This window comes from Acidovorax sp. Leaf78 (genome assembly GCF_001422735.1).
Lineage (GTDB): Bacteria > Pseudomonadota > Gammaproteobacteria > Burkholderiales > Burkholderiaceae_C > Acidovorax.
In genome coordinates this window covers 357,479-373,823 of the sequence record NZ_LMLZ01000012.1, presented here as the reverse complement: position 1 = coordinate 373,823, position 16,345 = coordinate 357,479, and the positions used below count along the sequence as shown (strand labels likewise).

Below are 16,345 nucleotides of genomic sequence, written 5' to 3'. Positions count from 1 at the left end.
ATGCAGCACACCGGCACCCTGTTCATGAGCAAAGCCCGAGCCGAAGTCTCGAAGGCTGAGGACGGCGCATTTCAGCTCACCCTGCAGCTCATCGACAGCCTGGGCACGCACATGAAACAGGTGTACCGCGTGCGGTGGGAAGGCCCCGAAGCGCAAGCGTTTTGGAAGGCCCACGCCAATGACATGCAGCCCGGCGCCATTGTCGATGCACGCCTGACCCGCGTGTACCAGCACACCGGCGCCACCCACCCGCCACGCCCCGAGCTGCGCGCCACCGCCGTCAGCCTGCAGTACATGCCCAAGCGCACCCCAGCAGAGCGTGCCGCGGCTGAAACGCATGCCTGACCGCCACCACCCACCCCAACCCGTGGCCCAGCCACACAACCCAGCGAAAGCAACCACCATGTCCACATCCAGCAAGCGCAGCCGCGCCGCCACCAAGCCCGCAGCACGCGGCACCACCATTGCCAAAGCCCTGCCCGGCCACGCTGCGCCTGTCGCAGCCGCGTCCAACGTCGCATCCATCCGCACCGGCCCCAAGCTGGCGCAAGAGGTGCTGCGCGATGCCGCCGAAATCATCAACCACCGCGGCCACCAGCGCGACGGCACGCAGGGCATCGCCGTCACCCCGCAGGAGCGCAGCATGGCCGCCACCGTCGCCGCGTTCAACGCCATCGAGGACACCAGCCTCACCACCCGCCAGGGCTGGGCCTTCATGCAGACGCTGAAGCTCACCCGCGCCGCCGCCAGCGCGCGCAACGGCGTGTTCCACGCTGACGACTACACCGACGGCGCGGCCTATGCAGCCTTGGGCCACGAAGCGGCAGAGGACGAAGCCGCCCACGCCGTCAGCTGAGCCCAGACACGTCGACATGACCACCGCCACCGAACTGGTCGCATGGAGCGATGCCATGGACGCAGCTGGCAAGCGCGACGCCATGGGCTACCCCTTCTCGACCTGGGACGTCGCGGTGCGTCTTCCTGACGGTACTGCAGCGCGCGACCAGCACGGCCGCCAGATCTTCGAAACGCAAGCTGAATTCAAAGCGCGGCACCAGGCCCACCCTGTCGCCACCGGCCAAACCCTGAGCCTGTTCTGACCATGACCCCCTCCCACTGGATCCTCACCGCCGACGGCACCGACCAGCACATCAACGGCCTGCAGCTGCTTGTGCAGAACAAGGCCCCGCGCATTGAGGTCATTGCCCACAGCCTGGCGCAAATCAACCGATTCACGGGCCATGCCGCCCGCCCCTACAGCGTTGCAGAGCACAGCATTCTGGTAGCCGACATCCTCGACGCGCAGGGCCACAACTGTCATGTGCAGCGCCTGGGCCTGATGCACGACGCTCACGAATGCATGACAGGCGACGCGGCCAGCCCCGTGAAATGGGTGCTCAACCTCGCCTGGATCATGTTCGAGAACCCCCTGGCGAAGCTGGTGCGCCAGCACTACCACCTGCAGACCGCGCACACGGCTTATCGCCACCTGGTCAAGCATGCCGACCTGACAGCCCTGGCCACCGAACGCCGCGACCTGATGCCCTTCAAGGCTGCGCGAAACCTGCTCTGGGACGTGATCGACAGGCCGGGCCGCGAAGTGCCTGCACTTGAAGCAGTCAGCCTCAACACCCCGGTGCGCGAGGCCATGACGTGGAAGCACCACCGGGACACCTTCCTGCAGCGGTACGAGCTGCTGACGGCCCAGTGCCAACAGATGCCGGGAGCGACAGCATGACACTGCCCACACCAGAGCCCGGCAGCTACGAAGCCCGCCACCAGACCAGTGCCGAAAAACGCGCCGCCACCCTGGCCGCCAACGCCGCCCGCGAACGCGCCAACCAGGCCCGCATCGCCCGCGAGGCGCGCGAGCGCAGCCAGATGCTGCGCGGCGGCTCCTACACCTGCCCCGAGCTGCAGCGCAACCCCGGCCTGACCGATGGACGCTTTGCCGCCTTCGCCTTGCCCAGCCGCGTGGGCAACCGCCTGCACTTCCCCGATGGACGCATTGAAAAGGTCACCCAGCCATGAACCGCCAGCAAAAACGAGAAGCCCTGTTCAAGCGCGGCCAGCGCTACGGCAACGGGGCACACGCCGACAGCGACATCCTGCACAACCGCATCGCCCAGGCCCTGGTGCGCGCCCGCATCATGGACGAAGTGCGCCAGCTGCGCACCCGCGCGGGCCTGCAGGCCTACATCGGCAACGACGCCACCCTGGTGGCCGACGCCATGGGCCGGCTGGTGTACACCGTGGCGCACGCCGCAGGCCTGCACGGCCTGGGAGACACGCCAGAGGCGCGCATCCTGCTGGGCACCGCCAACGCCCTGGCAGACGTGGCCGCCACCCCCAGCGCGTTGGAGCAGCAGCGCGCGTCCATCACCAGCGGCCTGGCCGCCATCGAGCGCCTGCTGCCCCAGCTCCACGAATACAGCCTGGCCGCCGGCGCGCTGGAGCTGGACCGCATGCTGCAGCGCGGCCACCTGGGCACGGCGAGCGTGGAGCAGGCGCTGCGGCCCGTCTCAGGCGCGTCCGTGCAGGCGCTGGAGGCTTGCGCAGCATGAGCCGGGTCGCGCATATCGGAAACGCAACCCTGCACCTGGGTGATTGCCTGGATGTGTTGAAGGGTTTGCCCGACAACACTGTCGACAGCGTGGTGTGCGATCCACCGTACGGCCTCAGCTTCATGGGCAAGCGATGGGACTACGACGTTCCGAGTGTCGACGTGTGGGCTGAGTGCCTGCGCGTGCTCAAGCCAGGCGGCCATCTGCTGGCGTTTGCTGGCACCCGCACGCAGCACCGCATGGCCGTGCGCATCGAGGATGCCGGTTTTGAAATCCGCGACATGATCGCCTGGGTGTACGGATCGGGCTTCCCCAAGTCCCACAACGGTGACTGGGGTGGCACAGCCCTCAAACCCGCGCTTGAACCGATCACCCTGGCGCGCAAGCCCTTGAATGGCACCGTGGCCGAGAACTGGGGCGCCTACGGTACCGGCGCCCTGAACATAGCCGCCTGCCGAGTGGGCGATGAGGCGCGTACAGCGGCCTTCACGTCCTTTGCGGCATGCAGTAACAACGCCCTGGGCGCGCCGGGCACGGCCGCCGCACGGCGCGGCACGCAGGGCGATGCGCAGGAGTACGTGGGCCGATGGCCGGCCAACCTCGTGCATGACGGCAGCGACGAAGTACTCGAAGCGTTTCCGGCCGCGCCAGGCCAACTGGTCGCAGCCAGTACCAGCACCACGCCGCGCGACAACCAAAACGTTTACGGCGCCATGCAGCGAGGCCGTGGAGAGGAACCCAGCGCAGCCAGCGCTAACGGCGGAGCAGTCGGATTCAAGATGAAGCCCGGCATGCGCCGCGACGCCACCACCAGCGCCGCCCGATTCTTCTATTGCGCCAAAGCCAGCCGCGAGGACCGCAACGAAGGGCTCGAGAGCTTCGCGGCGCCTGCGGTCAGAACAGACGCCACGATGGGCGACCGCGAGCGCGCCTACTCGGCAGCGCGCAACGGCAACCACCACCCCACCGTCAAGCCCACCACGCTGATGGCCTATCTCGTGCGCCTGGTGACACCCGCCGGCGGTGTTGTGCTGGACCCCTTCATGGGGAGCGGCAGCACCGGCAAAGCAGCATTGCCCGAAGGCTTCCAGTTCATCGGCATCGAGCGCGAACCCGCCTATTTCGATATCGCCTGCCGACGGGTTGAACAGTCCATCGCGCAGGGCTCGCTTTTCGCACAACCTTGCCTGGAACACGCATGAAACGCGACGCCTTCACCCTCCCCCTCGCTTTCCCCGGCGAACTCATCATCGACAACTTCGCCGGCGGTGGCGGCACCAGCACCGGGCTCGAGCGCGCCTTTGGCCGTCCCGTGGACATCGCGATCAACCACGACCCCGAGGCGCTGGCGATGCACGCCATCAACCACCCGCACACGCTGCACCTGTGCGAATCGGTGTGGGATGTGGACCCCATCAAGGTCACGCGCAACCAGCCTGTGGGGCTGGTGTGGTTGTCGCCCGACTGCAAGCACTTCAGCAAGGCCAAAGGCGGCACGCCGGTGGCTAAGAACATCCGCGGCCTGGCCTGGATCGGCGTGCGCTGGGTGGTACGCACCAAACCCCGCGGCTTCATGCTGGAGAACGTGGAAGAGTTTCAGACCTGGGGCCCCCTCATGCAGGACGAGAAAGGCGACGACTACCCCGACCCGGCAAAGAAAGGCCAGACCTTCCGCCTGTTTCGGCAGATGCTCACCACTGGCGTGCCCCTGGACGAGCGCGAAGGGAACGAATCGATTGCCGACGCTCGTGAAGCCCTGTGCACTGGCCCACTGGCATTCAGCGAGGCCGAGTTCTCCATGGCGCTCGACGGCCTGCACTACACCGTGGAGTGCGCCGAGCTCAAAGCCTGCGACTACAACACCCCCACCATCCGCAAGCGGTTCTTCATGGTGGGCCGCCGCGATGGGCGCCCTACCGTCGCCCGCCCGGCAACCACCCACGGCGCGCCGGACAATAAACAGGTGCTGGCCGGCAAGCTGGCGCCCTACCGCACGGCGGCCGAGTGCATCGACTTCAGCCTGGACGCCGCCAGCATCTTTGACCGCAAGAAGGCCCTGGCCACCAACACTCAGCGCCGAGTGGCGAAGGGCCTGTGGCGGCACGTGCTGACCAGCGCCAACCCATTCATCGTGAGCACCGGCGCCGCCACGGTAGTGACCAACACCACCGGGCACCCTGGCGCACCTGTGTCGGGTCCGCTGCCGACGGTGACGACTGGCGGACACCATGCCGTTGCCACCGCGGCGCTGACGCCCTACCTCACCGAGCACGCCAACGCCAGCAACCAGCGCACCATGGCAGCTACCGAGCCGCTGCGCACGCAGTGCGCCCAGGTCAAGGGCGGTCACTTCTCGCTGGTGGCGCCCACCATCACCCCGCTGCGCGGCACTACCGAGGCCCACCTGGGCGGCCACGACGTGCAGGGCCCGCTTTCCACCGTGGCCGCCAGCGGCACGCACCACGCGCTCACCGCCGCATCGTTAATACCAGTGGCCCACGGCCAACGTCGCGAAGGCGAATCACGCACCGCAGACCTGAGCAACCCGATGGGCACCCTACACGCCGGGGGCGGCGCGTTTGCCATGGCTGGCGCGCACCTGGTTACCATCGGCTACGGCGAGCGCCCCGGCCAGGAGGCCCGCACCCAAGACATACGCGGCCCGCTGGGCACCGCGGTGGCCGGTGGCGTAAAGCAAGGCGTGGCGGCCGTGCATCTGACGCACCTAACCCACCACGGTGAGCGCAGCGGCCACAGCCCGGCCGAACCACTGCGCACCGTCACCGGCGCGCACCGCGGCGAGCAAGCCGTGGTGGCCGCCACCCTGGTGGACATGGGCCACGGCGAAAGCTGCAGCACCGGCGCCAAACGGTGGAGCAGCGGTGTACGTTCAATTGAGACGCCACTCAACTCAGTCACAGCCAGCAGCACCCCCAGCGCCCTGGTAACGGCCTGCCTCGAGCAAGCCAACGGCGGCTTCTACGACGGTGACGGCCGCGCGGCTGACGCACCGGTGTCCACCATCACTGCCGCGGGCAGCAACCAGCGCCTGATCACCGCCTACGCAGTGAAGTACTACAGCAGCGGCGGCCAGTGGCAGGGCCTGGGCGAGCCCATGCACACCCTGCCCACCAAGGGCCGCATGGGTCTGGTGCAGGCCGTGCAGGTGCATGCCGACTGCCTGGCGCCAGAGCAGCGCGCCCGCGCCCGGCAGTGCGCCGAGCTGCTGCACACCCACCTGCCCGAACACTTCCCCGAGCCCGCCGAGCTGGTGCTGATGTGGCACGTCGGCAGCTGGTGGGCGCTGGTCGACATCACCCTGCGCATGCTCAAGCCACGCGAACTATTCCGCGCCCAAGGCTTCCCCGAGGACTACGTGATCCACGAAATCCCCGACCCGGCGCTGCTGTTCAAAGACGGCAAGCAGGCCGCCCACCCGCTGGAGGTGCCCCGCATCCCCCTGACGGCAACCGCCCAGGTCCGCATGTGCGGCAACAGCGTCTGCCCACCGATGGCCGAGGCGCTGGTGCGGGCGAACTTTGGGCACGAGGCGTTGATTTACGGGGTGGCGGCATGAAAACCCCAGCGACCCCAGCCGAGGCCGAGGACCTGGCAAAGAAGGCTGTCGGCGACTACCTGACGGCCTGCCGCATGCAATCCCCCGAGAACATAGGCAACTACCTCATGAAGCTCTGCAGCGTGGCAGGGGTTGTGATGGCACAGGCCGAGGGCTCCGAGCCAGCCGCCGACCGCCTCGAGGGGACAGCTGCATTCATCCGCAAAAACATGCCGCGCACGCCAGCAACGCTGCGGCCCATCCAGTGAGGATTTCATGACCACATCCCCCGCCCAAGGCGAACACGCCCAGCCCGCACTCAGCTACGAGCAAGTCTGCGACCTGCTGAAGACCGGCAAACCCAGCGATGAAGAGTGCCGACTGATCCAACTTGGCTACAGCGCCGCTCAACCAGCACCAGTGGCGCAGGCCGGGTGGAAGCTGGTGCCGATAGAGCCCACAGATGCGATGTTGCAAGCCGCCGAGCTGGGCGACCGAGAGTACTCTCTGAGGAACTTCGGCGAAGGCGCGACCGTCATGCAAGGCCCGTACGACCACTGGGTCGCAATGATTGATGCAGCACCCGCAAAAACCGAACACGCCCCCGCTGTCGTGTCAACGATATCTTTGTCGCAAGGTCAGTGGTTTTCCTTCAAGGACAAAAAACCGCCACTTAGTGCGGCCATTGACGACAAGAAAGTAAAAACGGCCGATCGCGTCTTGGCAACCAACAACATCGGTGCCCGAGACCGGATGGGCCGTATGTCCCATGTTTGGTTCGCCGCCCCTATCAAGTCAGGTCAAGACTGGTGTGTTTTCGACGAGTCAGATCGGAAGATCGAATTCTTGACCCACTGGTTTGATCCGTTTGCCAACGTCGTCACGCAAACCCTCCGCGCCGCATCCCATGGGCAAGCACCAGCCGGGGCGGCGGACCGGTACATCGACGGCGTGAACGTCGAGCGGTTGCGCGAGGCTCTGGTCTTCCTTGGTTGCCGGGCAGAGGGCCAAGAGGCCATGGCCGCGAACCTCTCTCAGCACATCAATACCGTGACCCGCGCTGTGCTTTCCTGCAAGGAACTGCTCCGCCCCACGGCACAGGCGGCACCAGCCGGGGTAACCGAGGTGCGCGCAGTCTGCGATCAATTGAAATCCGAACTTGCCGGGTTGCACGAGCGGTTTCCCGAGACGCGCCCCACGGCACCAGCCGCTGGCGCAATTGTGGGGCGGAGACTGCTGGACGAGATCCAGCGCCTGGCGCAGTTCGCGGATACAGCGACACGCATGGGGCCTCGGCACATGCACAACAACATGGAGACGCTGGCTCAGGAGTTGAACAACCTGCTCGCCGCCGCGCCCACCCCAGCCGCCCAGGCGGACAGCCAGCCAGCGCCCGATATCTTCTCTGTGTTGGATGCTTTCGAGGGCAAGCAACGCGGCATCCCGCAAGCCCACATTGCGGCGGCACTGGTGCAAGAACTGCGAGCCGCCATCGAAGCCCGGTCGGCGGACAGCGGGGTGCAGGAGGATGAAATTGCCATGATCGACGCAGCCATGGTCGAGATGGCAAACATCCATCCCCCGCTCAAGCGCAGCGAGTGCGCCCGCTTGATCCGCGCAGCCCTGGCCGCGAAGAGAGAAACGCCATGACCACACTGGACAAAGTGGAAGGCATCAGCGTCTTCGTGAAGATCGACGGGCAATTCTGCGTGGCGCCCATCGCGGCAGAGAGCGCGGAAGCCTTCATCGGAATGCTGTCTGCATTCCAGTCTGGCAGCCCAAAGCAAACACGCCTTATTCGCTTGCCGGATGGTGTGACCGAGCACGTCAAAGCCGCCGGCGAGGCGCTGTACGCGGTAACAAGGAAGGAGGGCAACACCCATGGCAGCTGACACCACCCGCGCCGCCCTGCTCTGGGTGCTGTGGCACCACCAGGGCGCCAGCAGCCCCGTGGGCCAGCCCATCCGCCTGGCGCTGGGCATGGGCCCCTACGACCGGCTGACCGAGCTGGACGTGGTGGCCGCCAAGGAATGGGGCCAGCTGACCCGCAAAGGCACCGACGCCCAGCCCACCCAACGCACCCCCTGGGAAGCCATCTGGTCGGCCATCAACGACTGGCGCGAGTCGCCCCCAGGCGAAGCCAGCGCCGCCGCGGCCGACCAGGTGAACCGCGCCATTCACCAGCAGGTGCTGTCCTGGGTCGAAGCCGACCGCATCACCGCCGCACTGGCAGAAGGCACCTGACCATGGCCACCACCCCCATCATCCCCACCCTGCGCGCCGGCGGCGCCCTGAAATGCAGCCCGCGCACCAACCGGTTTTTCATCGTGCAGAACAGCCGCGATATCTCCATCGACCAGGCCGAGGCCCGCAAGCTGGCCAGCACCGGCGCGCTGCGGCCAAACGGCATCGACAGCCATGGAAATTATGTGTTTGCGCTGAGCGCTGAGCCAAAAAGATGAATACTTTTTTCGCACTAATGGCTGAATACGGCACAGCCCAGATTCCCGTTGATAGATGCGCCAATTTATTTGGATTGTCTCCAAAAAAAGCGGAAGAGTATGCCTGCCGTCAAAGACTACCTATACCTGCATATCGTCTTGGATCGCAAAAAAGCCCTTGGCTAGTCGATGCAGCGAAGCTTGCAGAATATGTTGATGAAACAAAACTAAAGGCAAAGAAAGAATGGGATAAAATAAACAACCAATCAATTAGCAGTTGAGCCATTACTAAATCGACCCATTGGATGCTTATAGCAATAATTCTTTATTGCAATTTCAGCCTTTTCATGGGCAACCAATATATCGCGACAAATACTAGTAAATTGCGATGTATACTCTTGGTGTGCCACTTGCACAAGAGAATAATTACGTTGACCAATAAGTTTAGGCAAATCAACGTTTGTCCATAGGCCAACACAACGCTTAAGATAATCAATCTCCCCCCAAGCTTCCGCAAGCAAAACTCCACCAGATGATGCTGAACGCGCTATATTAAGAAATTGCGACTCGGAAGGGGGAATAATTTTACCCAATTCAGCCTCCCATTCTTCCGCAACAGCACGGTACTTAGTGCTTTCCATGCTCGAATTTAGCAGCAGATATGTTCTTTTTAGTTGAATGGTATTAATGGTTATATTTGACAGCAAATTTATCGCAGTCACATACGCCACATGTTCATCTTCACGTTGTTTTACTCTCTGCTGGTGACTTGAAAAATATATTGCTACACCAACGGCCGCTAACCCTCCAATAAACTGAAACCAAGATGCCAGATCGGATGATGAGCTGGGATAATATTTGCTTGGCAATGGAAATGCAGAAAATAGAGCATACAAAGCCAATAAAATTGAGGTGCCAACTAGCAAACAAAGGCGAATATTAATTATGAAATTCACATGCATAATAATTATCTCCTTATCTTTCAGGCACATTCTCAGGCTGCAAATGCGTATACCTTTTTAGAGTAGCCCAACTTTCATGAAGCGTAAACTGGGCCACTTCCTGAATAGAGTAACCACGTTCGAATAGTCGGCTAGTGGCTTCATGACGAAGATCGTGAAAATGCAGGCCCTCAATCCCCAGCAGCTTGCATGATCTGGTAAACGCTGCACTTACTGAGCGGGCATTGAAAGGGAACACCAGGTCAGCGCCCTCACCCTTCACCTTGGACTGGCGTTGAATAATCTCCAGCGCTGACTTCAAAAGGCGAAACTTGCGCCGGTTTCCCTTCTTATGCCGCGGGTGCTTCACATCATCCAGCCAGGCCACACCGTTTTTATCGTCCACGTCCGCCCAGCGTAGCCGGCAAATCTCATCCTGCCTGCGTGTGCTGGACAGCGCAAAGCGCACGATGTCGGCCATAGGGATATCAGCCCGGGCGTCCCTGCTCTCAAAGTGCGCAAGCAGCTTGGCCTCCTCATCGGCCAGCAACCTGCGCGATCGCTGTTTCGCCTTGGCTACCACACGCACCCGCAGCAGCTCCTCACGCGCGCGGTCGAGCGCCACCAGCGGCGCAGGCAGATCTCTCCCAATGGCCGCCTGCATCAACACCTGGCGCAGCCACACCAGATCATTCAACACCGTGGCCGGGCCCGCACCGTCCACCGAGCGTCGCAACCGTGCATGCTCCATAAAATCCAGCGCTGTCAGCTTGGTGGCGTCTTTGGCAGCCAAGCCCGAGCGCTTGAGCCGGTTGATATCCGCTGTCTTACTACGCCCCCACGCGGTCACGTTTTCAGCCGCGCTGACATAATCCGCGATCAACGTTTCCAGCGTCACCCCCTTGGCTAGAGGCCGCCCGCTGGCACGCACTGCCTCCAGTTCCGACTCCCGGCGACGCTTCCATTCATCGGCCAAAGCCCTGCGGCTGAACGTTTGCGCCTCGCTGTGGATCACCTTGCCATCCCGCTTGATGCGGATCTGCGCGGTGTAAGAAGTAGTGCCGTCGGCGCGCTTGCGCGCAGTGATAGTGCCCATGTGGTGCGGTGCTACAAGCCCAAATTTGTAGCACCCACTGTAGCACCGCCAGACTGAAAACCAGTGAAAACGGGGAGTGACGATGGAAAACCAGACAGCGTATAAATGACACCTACCACCGATCAGAGCCGCGCCCAGCAAGGAACTCGGCAGAAACACAGCCCTTGGCGCATGTCCGTCGCGCCCATGATGGATTGGACTGACCGCCACTGCCGGTACTTCCACCGCCTGCTGACGCGCCAGACCCTGCTGTACACCGAGATGGTCAACGCTGGCGCCATCATCCACGGCGGTACCGAGCGCCACCTGCGCTTCAACACCGAAGAGCACCCGGTGGCCCTGCAGTTGGGCGGCAACGAGCCCGACAAACTGGCCCACGCCGCGCGGCTGGGCGAGGAATGGGGCTACGACGAGATCAACCTGAACTGCGGCTGCCCCAGCGACCGGGTGCAGCGCGGCGCCTTTGGCGCCAGCCTGATGAAGGCGCCACAGCTGGTGGCCGACTGCGTGAAGGCCATGAAGGACGTCGTGGATGTGCCGGTGACGGTCAAGCACCGCATAGGCATCGACAAGGCAGAAGACTACGGCTTCGTGCGCGACTTCATCGGCACCGTGGCCGAGGCGGGCTGCACCGTGTTCATCGTGCACGCACGCAACGCTTGGTTGCAGGGCCTGAGCCCGAAGGAAAACCGCGACATTCCGCCCCTGCGCTACGAGGTGGTGCACCAGCTCAAGGCCGAGTTTCCGCAGTTCACCATCGCCATCAACGGCGGCATCCAGACCGACGATGTGGTGCTGCAGCAGCTGGAGCACCTGGACGGCGTGATGATCGGCCGCGAGGCGTACCACAACCCCTGGTGGATGGCGCGCTGGGACCAGCTCTACTACGGCAGTCAGGGTGGTACGCCCTGCCCCCTGACCCGCGAAGAGGTGGAGCTGGCCATGGTTGAGTACATGGAGCGCGAGGCCGCCCTGTACGGCACCCCCTGGCCCCACATCGCCCGCCACATGCTGGGCCTGCGCCACAGCCTGCCCGGCGCCCGCATCTGGCGCCAGGTGTGGAGCAACCACCTGCTCAAGGACCGCCCTGCGCGAGAGGTGCATGCGTTGGCCATGGCGTCCTATGTCAACACCGCGCCGGACGCTGCTGCAGAACCAGTGGCTCAGGCCGTAGCCTGACGCGGCGTTTTGGCGGGATGCAAGGTGCTGGAATCCGGGCTTTCCGTAACACCAGGCGCGCAGCCCGCCGTGTTTGTGCGCCCGCCCATGGTGGCCGATGCGCCCCGCTTCATCGCGCTGGCCTGCCAAAGCCGTGCGCTGCACGCGCCCTGGACCACCGCACCGTGCGATGCAAAGGCGTTCTCGGACTTCCTGGCAATAATGGACTCGCGCAGCAACCACAGCTTTCTGGTGTGCCTGCGCTCCGCTGACGGCGCCGAAGAGATGGCCGGCGTGATCAACATCACCCAGATCGTGATGTCAGCGTTTTGCAGTGGTTATCTCGGGTACTACGCGTTCGCGGGCCATGAGCGGCAAGGGCGCATGCGCGCAGGCCTGCAGCAAGTGCTGCTGCACGCGTTTGAGGTCTTGAAGCTGCACCGCCTGGAGGCCAACATCCAGCCCGGCAACCTGCGCTCCATCGCACTGGTACGGTCCTGCGGGTTCGTGCAGGAGGGGTTTTCGCCGCGCTACCTGAAAATCGACGGACACTGGCGGGACCATGAGCGCTGGGCTGTTCTGGCGGACTGAGTGCTGTGGCGGGCCGTGACAGTGTCGGCCGGCGCGCCATGATGGGCCATCGTCCGGCACGGCGCCTTTGCATTTGCGAACACACTTGGTGAAGCGATCAACAAGGACGCTGGCAGCTATGCTCTGTGGGCGGGGAACCTGTGCCTGCGATTGCACTCTTCCCCATTCAACAACAACATCCGAGACACGGCATGCCATCGCTTGATTTCGATCTGGAGGAATCCAACTTCCGCGCGTTCTATGCGCAACAGTCCGCCGCGCTGGAGGATGCTTGTGCGGCGCTGACAGCGCTGGTGGCGGCCACCGTCACTCAGGCGGGCGGGGTGGACATCACCAAGGTCGAGGGCCGGGTGAAGGATGCCGACGAGTGCATCCGCAAGTTCATTCGCAAATACCGCCCGGCGCTGGAAGAAAGCAACACCCCGTACGACATCCAGAGCTACATCACCGACCTGATCGGCGTGCGCGTGGTGTGCCTGTACGAGGACGAGTTGGAGAAGATCGCCCAGATCATGCGTGCGCACTTCGCGGTGATCGACGTGACCGACAAGGTCAGCGCGGTGGAGAGCACCGAGGCGTCGTTCGGCTACAAGGGCCTGCACCTGGATTTGCGCCTTTCTGCCGCGGAGCGCTCATTGCCGGAGCATGCTGCCTATGCGCATCTGCCCTTCGAGCTGCAGGTGCGCACCATCATCCAAGACTCCTGGAGCGTGCTGGACCACCGCATCAAGTACAAAAAATCGATCCCGGGCCAGCTCAAGCGGCGCATCAATGTGCTGTCGGCCCTGTTCGAGCTGGCCGACCGCGAGTTTCGCCAGATTCGCGACGCCACCGCCGCCGAACTGCTGCAGGCGCCGGACGAAACCGCAGAGCCCCTGCCCGACGCTGAAGCAGACGGCGACGTGGACGGCGCGCGCGCACCTGCCAAGGTGGCTGCGGGGAGCAGCGAACTCAACGCCTTCACCTTCTTGAAGATCGCGACCCATTTTTTCAAGGAATTCGAGTTCGAACCGTCCAAAGTCGATAGCTTTGTGGACGACATCCAGGTGTGGTCGCCCAGCATGACGCGCGCACGCTTCAATGCGTTGATGCGGGAGACCGTGGGGGTGGTCAAGCGCTACAAGCAGCATTTTGAAGAGCACAACCCTAAAGCGAGCTTTAACCCGTACACGGTGATCCGGCACTGCTTGTACCTGAGTAACAAAACAGCATTTCGTCCGGCATTGCGCAACTCGGCAAGGGAATCTTTTGAATCTTGGCTACAGGAGCATGGCGAGCCGAAAGCACACTGAACAGAGTAAAACTGCGTGCAGCGAAGAACCACAAAGCGCCAACAGCTATAACTACGATAGCAACCAGATGATTGAAGGTGCAGGATCAGCACCCTTGAAAGCCCACACCAGCCCTGTCGCATAGGTGACTTGAAACTGGTGGTTATCCTCCATGCGCTTGTTACCAAGTGCTGCTATATTGCACTGCAACATAACGGAGTTTCGCCCATGCTGTACCACATCTACGAGACACAGCGCTCTTTGATGGAGCCCTTCACTGATTTCGCTCAAGCAGCTGCCAAGCTTTACAGCAATCCCTTGTCGCCGTTCAGCCAGAGCCACCTGGCGCAGCGCATGTCCGCTGGCTACGACCTGCTGTACCGCCTGGGCAAGGACTACGAAAAGCCATCGTTCGACATTCCCTCGGTAGATGTGGATGGCGTCGGCGTGGCGGTGCATGAACGCATCGAGGTGGATAAGCCATTTTGCGAGCTGCGCCGCTTCAAGCGCTTCTCGGACGACCCGGCGACCCTGGTCAAGCTCAAGGCCCAGCCTGTGGTGCTGATCGTGGCGCCCCTGTCGGGCCATTACGCCACGCTGTTGCGCGACACGGTGCGCACCATGCTCAAGGACCACAAGGTCTATATCACCGACTGGAAGAACGCCCGCCTGGTGCCCCTGGCCGACGGTGAGTTCCACCTGGACGACTATGTGAACTATGTGCAGGACTTCATCCGCCACCTGCAAGGCATTTACGGCAACTGCCACGTGATCAGCGTGTGCCAGCCCACGGTGCCGGTGCTGGCCGCCGTGTCGCTGATGGCCAGCCGGGGCGAGACCACGCCGCTGACCATGACCATGATGGGCGGCCCCATCGACGCGCGCAAGTCGCCCACGGCGGTGAACAACCTGGCCACGAACCGTAGTTACGAATGGTTCGAGAACAATGTGATCTACCGCGTGCCGGACAACTTCCCTGGCGCGGGCCGCCGCGTGTACCCCGGCTTTCTGCAGTACACAGGCTTCGTGGCCATGAACCCCGACCGGCATGCCACCAGTCACTACGACTACTTCAAGGACTTGATCAAGGGCGACGACGCGAGCGCGGAAGCCCACCGCAAGTTCTACGACGAGTACAACGCCGTGCTGGACATGGACGCGGACTACTACCTCGAAACCATCGAGACGGTGTTCCAGGAATACAAGCTGGTCCACGGCACCTGGGATGTGCGCTCGCCCGACGGCAAGATCGAGCGCGTGCGTCCGGAAGACATCAAGACCACGGCGCTGTTCACGGTCGAGGGTGAGCTCGATGACATCTCGGGCTCGGGCCAGACCGAAGCCGCGCACGGCCTGTGCAGCGGCATCGTGCACAAGGAGCGCCACCTGGAGGCCAAGGGCGCTGGCCACTACGGCATTTTCAGCGGCCGCCGCTGGCGCGAGGTGGTGTACCCGCAAGTACGCACCTTCATCCGCGAGTACGAAAAGCCCCAGAAGAAGGCAGTCGCGCGCGTGATCGAAACGCCCGACGACAACCCGCCTTTGCAAGCCACGTCGGCCCCGAAGGCCGTCGCAGCGGCCAAGCCTGCAGCACCCAAAGTGGCGGAGTCCAAGGCCGCGGCCAAAGCCACAGTGAAAACAACGGCCAAGGCAACAGCGAAAGCTTCAGCAAAACCTGCTGCGAAACCAGCAGCCAAGCCGGCAGCCAAACAACTGGCGACAAAACCAGCAGCCAAGGCCACGCCCAAGCCAGCGGCCAAAACTGCTGCCAAGGTTGACGACGTGGCGACAGCTGCATCGCCGGCATCGTCAGAGCCTGCCGTGGCTACCCGGTGGGTGACGCCGCCAGCAGCCGGTCGTACCAAGGCGACCGGTGCTGCCAGCCCCGCCGCAGCAGCACCCACTGCCGAGACGCCAGCACTGGCCAAGGCCTCTGTCACGGCCGCTGCCACGCCGCGCACCCGCCCCCGTGCGGCGCGCAAGGCTTGATCGCCGCACTGACGAGCACACCCCCGCCGCCCGCCGCCATTGCCGCGCTCGCGGCGCGGATCGACGCGGCCCTGCCGCAGACGCAGTGCACGCGCTGCGGCTACCCGGACTGCGCCTCGTATGCGCAAGCCATCGCATCAGGATCGGCGCCCATCAACCAATGCCCACCGGGTGGCGCCGAAGGCATTGCGCGGCTGGCGGCCATCATGGGCCAAGTCATTGCACCCCTGAGTGCCGAACACGGCCAGGAGGCGCCGCGCGCCGTGGCGTTCATCGACGAGGCCTGGTGCATAGGCTGCACCCTGTGCATCAAGGCCTGCCCTACCGATGCCATCGTTGGGGCCAACAAGGTGATGCACACGGTGATCGAGCCGTATTGCACCGGGTGCGAGCTGTGCATTCCGGTCTGCCCGGTGGACTGCATTCAGCTGGAGAACGTGACAGGCACTGCCACTGGTTGGGCAGCGTGGTCTCAGCCTTTGGCCCGGCAGGCTAAGCAGCGCTACGCGGCGCACCGCGAACGGTTGCCGCTGGAGGCTGTGGTGGAAGACGAAGACTCTGGCGGTGCCATGACGGCGGGACCATTGGTCGGTCATGCCACTGGCACAGGTGCTGGCTTTGAAGACTCTGCACCAGCACCAAATGACGCGGGCAAAGCCCAGGCCGCGCGCCAAGCCGCCATTGCTGCTGCCATGGAACGTGCCCGCCAGCGCCGCGCTCAGGGCCCGGGCTAGTAGC

The 16,345-nt window shown here is 63.6% G+C and carries 21 protein-coding genes; 19 read left to right on the top strand and 2 right to left on the bottom strand.

Translation table 11 applies throughout. The features are described from left to right. Positions 1 to 24 precede the first annotated feature (24 nt). The 14 genes from ASF16_RS10060 to ASF16_RS25405 all read left to right on the top strand — a co-directional run bounded on the left by ASF16_RS10060 (position 25) and on the right by ASF16_RS25405 (position 8,842). Positions 25 to 345 carry a hypothetical protein gene (locus ASF16_RS10060; RefSeq protein ID WP_162241067.1) on the top strand — a complete coding sequence of 107 codons (321 nt, stop codon included), beginning with the start codon at positions 25 to 27 and terminating at the stop codon, positions 343 to 345. A gap of 58 nt (positions 346 to 403) precedes the next feature. Next, entirely contained in the window at positions 404 to 856 is a 453-nt protein-coding gene (locus ASF16_RS10055; RefSeq protein ID WP_056165901.1) for a DUF6378 domain-containing protein, read from the top strand. A 16-nt stretch (positions 857 to 872) separates the two neighbouring features. Continuing rightward, complete coding sequence (locus ASF16_RS10050; RefSeq protein WP_056165899.1) at positions 873 to 1,100, top strand: hypothetical protein; 228 nt, start codon at positions 873 to 875, stop codon at positions 1,098 to 1,100. Positions 1,101 to 1,102: 2 nt separating this feature from the next. Beyond that, positions 1,103 to 1,738 (top strand): hypothetical protein, encoded by a 636-nt coding sequence (locus ASF16_RS10045; protein ID WP_056165896.1) that lies wholly within the window; start codon positions 1,103 to 1,105, stop codon positions 1,736 to 1,738. After that, complete coding sequence (locus tag ASF16_RS10040; RefSeq protein ID WP_056165892.1) at positions 1,735 to 2,031, top strand: hypothetical protein; 297 nt, start codon at positions 1,735 to 1,737, stop codon at positions 2,029 to 2,031. The genes ASF16_RS10045 and ASF16_RS10040 overlap by 4 nt, the downstream gene beginning before the upstream one ends. Beyond that, positions 2,028 to 2,564, top strand: coding sequence for a hypothetical protein (locus ASF16_RS10035; protein WP_056165891.1), 537 nt, complete (start codon positions 2,028 to 2,030; stop codon positions 2,562 to 2,564). The genes ASF16_RS10040 and ASF16_RS10035 overlap by 4 nt, the downstream gene beginning before the upstream one ends. A gap of 65 nt (positions 2,565 to 2,629) precedes the next feature. Then, the gene (locus ASF16_RS10030) at positions 2,630 to 3,766 is read left to right on the top strand and encodes a site-specific DNA-methyltransferase (protein WP_235507321.1); all 1,137 of its coding nucleotides are present in this window, start codon (positions 2,630 to 2,632) and stop codon (positions 3,764 to 3,766) included. Further along, complete coding sequence (locus ASF16_RS10025; protein WP_056165886.1) at positions 3,763 to 6,141, top strand: DNA cytosine methyltransferase; 2,379 nt, start codon at positions 3,763 to 3,765, stop codon at positions 6,139 to 6,141. The genes ASF16_RS10030 and ASF16_RS10025 overlap by 4 nt, the downstream gene beginning before the upstream one ends. After that, positions 6,138 to 6,389 (top strand): hypothetical protein, encoded by a 252-nt coding sequence (locus tag ASF16_RS10020; protein ID WP_056165884.1) that lies wholly within the window; start codon positions 6,138 to 6,140, stop codon positions 6,387 to 6,389. The genes ASF16_RS10025 and ASF16_RS10020 overlap by 4 nt, the downstream gene beginning before the upstream one ends. A gap of 7 nt (positions 6,390 to 6,396) precedes the next feature. Further along, entirely contained in the window at positions 6,397 to 7,770 is a 1,374-nt protein-coding gene (locus ASF16_RS10015; RefSeq protein WP_056165881.1) for a hypothetical protein, read from the top strand. Continuing rightward, positions 7,767 to 8,012 (top strand): hypothetical protein, encoded by a 246-nt coding sequence (locus ASF16_RS10010; RefSeq protein WP_056165878.1) that lies wholly within the window; start codon positions 7,767 to 7,769, stop codon positions 8,010 to 8,012. The genes ASF16_RS10015 and ASF16_RS10010 overlap by 4 nt, the downstream gene beginning before the upstream one ends. Continuing rightward, complete coding sequence (locus ASF16_RS10005; protein WP_056165874.1) at positions 8,002 to 8,364, top strand: hypothetical protein; 363 nt, start codon at positions 8,002 to 8,004, stop codon at positions 8,362 to 8,364. The genes ASF16_RS10010 and ASF16_RS10005 overlap by 11 nt, the downstream gene beginning before the upstream one ends. Before the next feature lie 2 nt (positions 8,365 to 8,366). Beyond that, positions 8,367 to 8,582, top strand: a complete 216-nt coding sequence (locus ASF16_RS10000) for a hypothetical protein (RefSeq protein WP_056165871.1) — start codon at positions 8,367 to 8,369, stop codon at positions 8,580 to 8,582. Next, a complete protein-coding gene (locus ASF16_RS25405; protein WP_082516833.1) occupies positions 8,579 to 8,842 on the top strand; it encodes a pyocin activator PrtN family protein in 264 nt (87 codons plus the stop codon). The genes ASF16_RS10000 and ASF16_RS25405 overlap by 4 nt, the downstream gene beginning before the upstream one ends. Here ASF16_RS25405 and ASF16_RS26095 read toward each other — a convergent pair. Beyond that, on the bottom strand, positions 8,828 to 9,523 hold the full coding sequence (locus ASF16_RS26095) for a hypothetical protein (protein ID WP_156372015.1): 696 nt from the start codon (positions 9,521 to 9,523) through the stop codon (positions 8,828 to 8,830). The genes ASF16_RS25405 and ASF16_RS26095 overlap by 15 nt on opposite strands. Before the next feature lie 13 nt (positions 9,524 to 9,536). Further along, positions 9,537 to 10,598: a site-specific integrase gene (locus ASF16_RS09995; RefSeq protein ID WP_056165868.1), complete on the bottom strand. Its 1,062-nt coding sequence runs from the start codon at positions 10,596 to 10,598 to the stop codon at positions 9,537 to 9,539. Positions 10,599 to 10,703: 105 nt separating this feature from the next. Between ASF16_RS09995 and dusA the strand changes: the two genes are divergently transcribed. The 5 genes from dusA (at position 10,704) to rsxB (ending at position 16,341) form a co-directional block, all read left to right on the top strand. Continuing rightward, a complete protein-coding gene (gene dusA / locus ASF16_RS09990; RefSeq protein WP_082516832.1) occupies positions 10,704 to 11,777 on the top strand; it encodes a tRNA dihydrouridine(20/20a) synthase DusA in 1,074 nt (357 codons plus the stop codon). A gap of 69 nt (positions 11,778 to 11,846) precedes the next feature. Then, positions 11,847 to 12,347, top strand: a complete 501-nt coding sequence (locus ASF16_RS09985; protein ID WP_235507319.1) for a GNAT family N-acetyltransferase — start codon at positions 11,847 to 11,849, stop codon at positions 12,345 to 12,347. A 191-nt stretch (positions 12,348 to 12,538) separates the two neighbouring features. Beyond that, positions 12,539 to 13,639: a GTP pyrophosphokinase family protein gene (locus ASF16_RS09980; protein WP_056165861.1), complete on the top strand. Its 1,101-nt coding sequence runs from the start codon at positions 12,539 to 12,541 to the stop codon at positions 13,637 to 13,639. Between the two features lie 207 nt (positions 13,640 to 13,846). Next, positions 13,847 to 15,607, top strand: coding sequence for a polyhydroxyalkanoate depolymerase (locus tag ASF16_RS09975; RefSeq protein WP_056165859.1), 1,761 nt, complete (start codon positions 13,847 to 13,849; stop codon positions 15,605 to 15,607). Continuing rightward, positions 15,607 to 16,341, top strand: a complete 735-nt coding sequence (rsxB, locus tag ASF16_RS09970) for an electron transport complex subunit RsxB (protein WP_056166504.1) — start codon at positions 15,607 to 15,609, stop codon at positions 16,339 to 16,341. The genes ASF16_RS09975 and rsxB overlap by 1 nt, the downstream gene beginning before the upstream one ends. The last annotated feature ends 4 nt before the right edge of the window (positions 16,342 to 16,345 follow it).

Coding starts and splice junctions, on each gene's coding strand:
- ASF16_RS09995 (WP_056165868.1), bottom strand. CDS start 10,598: ATGGGCACTATCACTGCGCGCAAGCGCGCCGACGGCACTACTTCTTAC.
- ASF16_RS25405 (WP_082516833.1), top strand. CDS start 8,579: ATGAATACTTTTTTCGCACTAATGGCTGAATACGGCACAGCCCAGATT.
- ASF16_RS10050 (WP_056165899.1), top strand. CDS start 873: ATGACCACCGCCACCGAACTGGTCGCATGGAGCGATGCCATGGACGCA.
- ASF16_RS09980 (WP_056165861.1), top strand. CDS start 12,539: ATGCCATCGCTTGATTTCGATCTGGAGGAATCCAACTTCCGCGCGTTC.
- ASF16_RS26095 (WP_156372015.1), bottom strand. CDS start 9,523: ATGCATGTGAATTTCATAATTAATATTCGCCTTTGTTTGCTAGTTGGC.
- ASF16_RS10025 (WP_056165886.1), top strand. CDS start 3,763: ATGAAACGCGACGCCTTCACCCTCCCCCTCGCTTTCCCCGGCGAACTC.
- ASF16_RS10055 (WP_056165901.1), top strand. CDS start 404: ATGTCCACATCCAGCAAGCGCAGCCGCGCCGCCACCAAGCCCGCAGCA.
- ASF16_RS10005 (WP_056165874.1), top strand. CDS start 8,002: ATGGCAGCTGACACCACCCGCGCCGCCCTGCTCTGGGTGCTGTGGCAC.
- ASF16_RS10035 (WP_056165891.1), top strand. CDS start 2,028: ATGAACCGCCAGCAAAAACGAGAAGCCCTGTTCAAGCGCGGCCAGCGC.
- ASF16_RS10020 (WP_056165884.1), top strand. CDS start 6,138: ATGAAAACCCCAGCGACCCCAGCCGAGGCCGAGGACCTGGCAAAGAAG.
- dusA (WP_082516832.1), top strand. CDS start 10,704: ATGACACCTACCACCGATCAGAGCCGCGCCCAGCAAGGAACTCGGCAG.
- ASF16_RS10040 (WP_056165892.1), top strand. CDS start 1,735: ATGACACTGCCCACACCAGAGCCCGGCAGCTACGAAGCCCGCCACCAG.
- ASF16_RS10010 (WP_056165878.1), top strand. CDS start 7,767: ATGACCACACTGGACAAAGTGGAAGGCATCAGCGTCTTCGTGAAGATC.
- ASF16_RS10045 (WP_056165896.1), top strand. CDS start 1,103: ATGACCCCCTCCCACTGGATCCTCACCGCCGACGGCACCGACCAGCAC.
- ASF16_RS10000 (WP_056165871.1), top strand. CDS start 8,367: ATGGCCACCACCCCCATCATCCCCACCCTGCGCGCCGGCGGCGCCCTG.
- ASF16_RS10015 (WP_056165881.1), top strand. CDS start 6,397: ATGACCACATCCCCCGCCCAAGGCGAACACGCCCAGCCCGCACTCAGC.
- ASF16_RS09975 (WP_056165859.1), top strand. CDS start 13,847: ATGCTGTACCACATCTACGAGACACAGCGCTCTTTGATGGAGCCCTTC.
- ASF16_RS10060 (WP_162241067.1), top strand. CDS start 25: ATGAGCAAAGCCCGAGCCGAAGTCTCGAAGGCTGAGGACGGCGCATTT.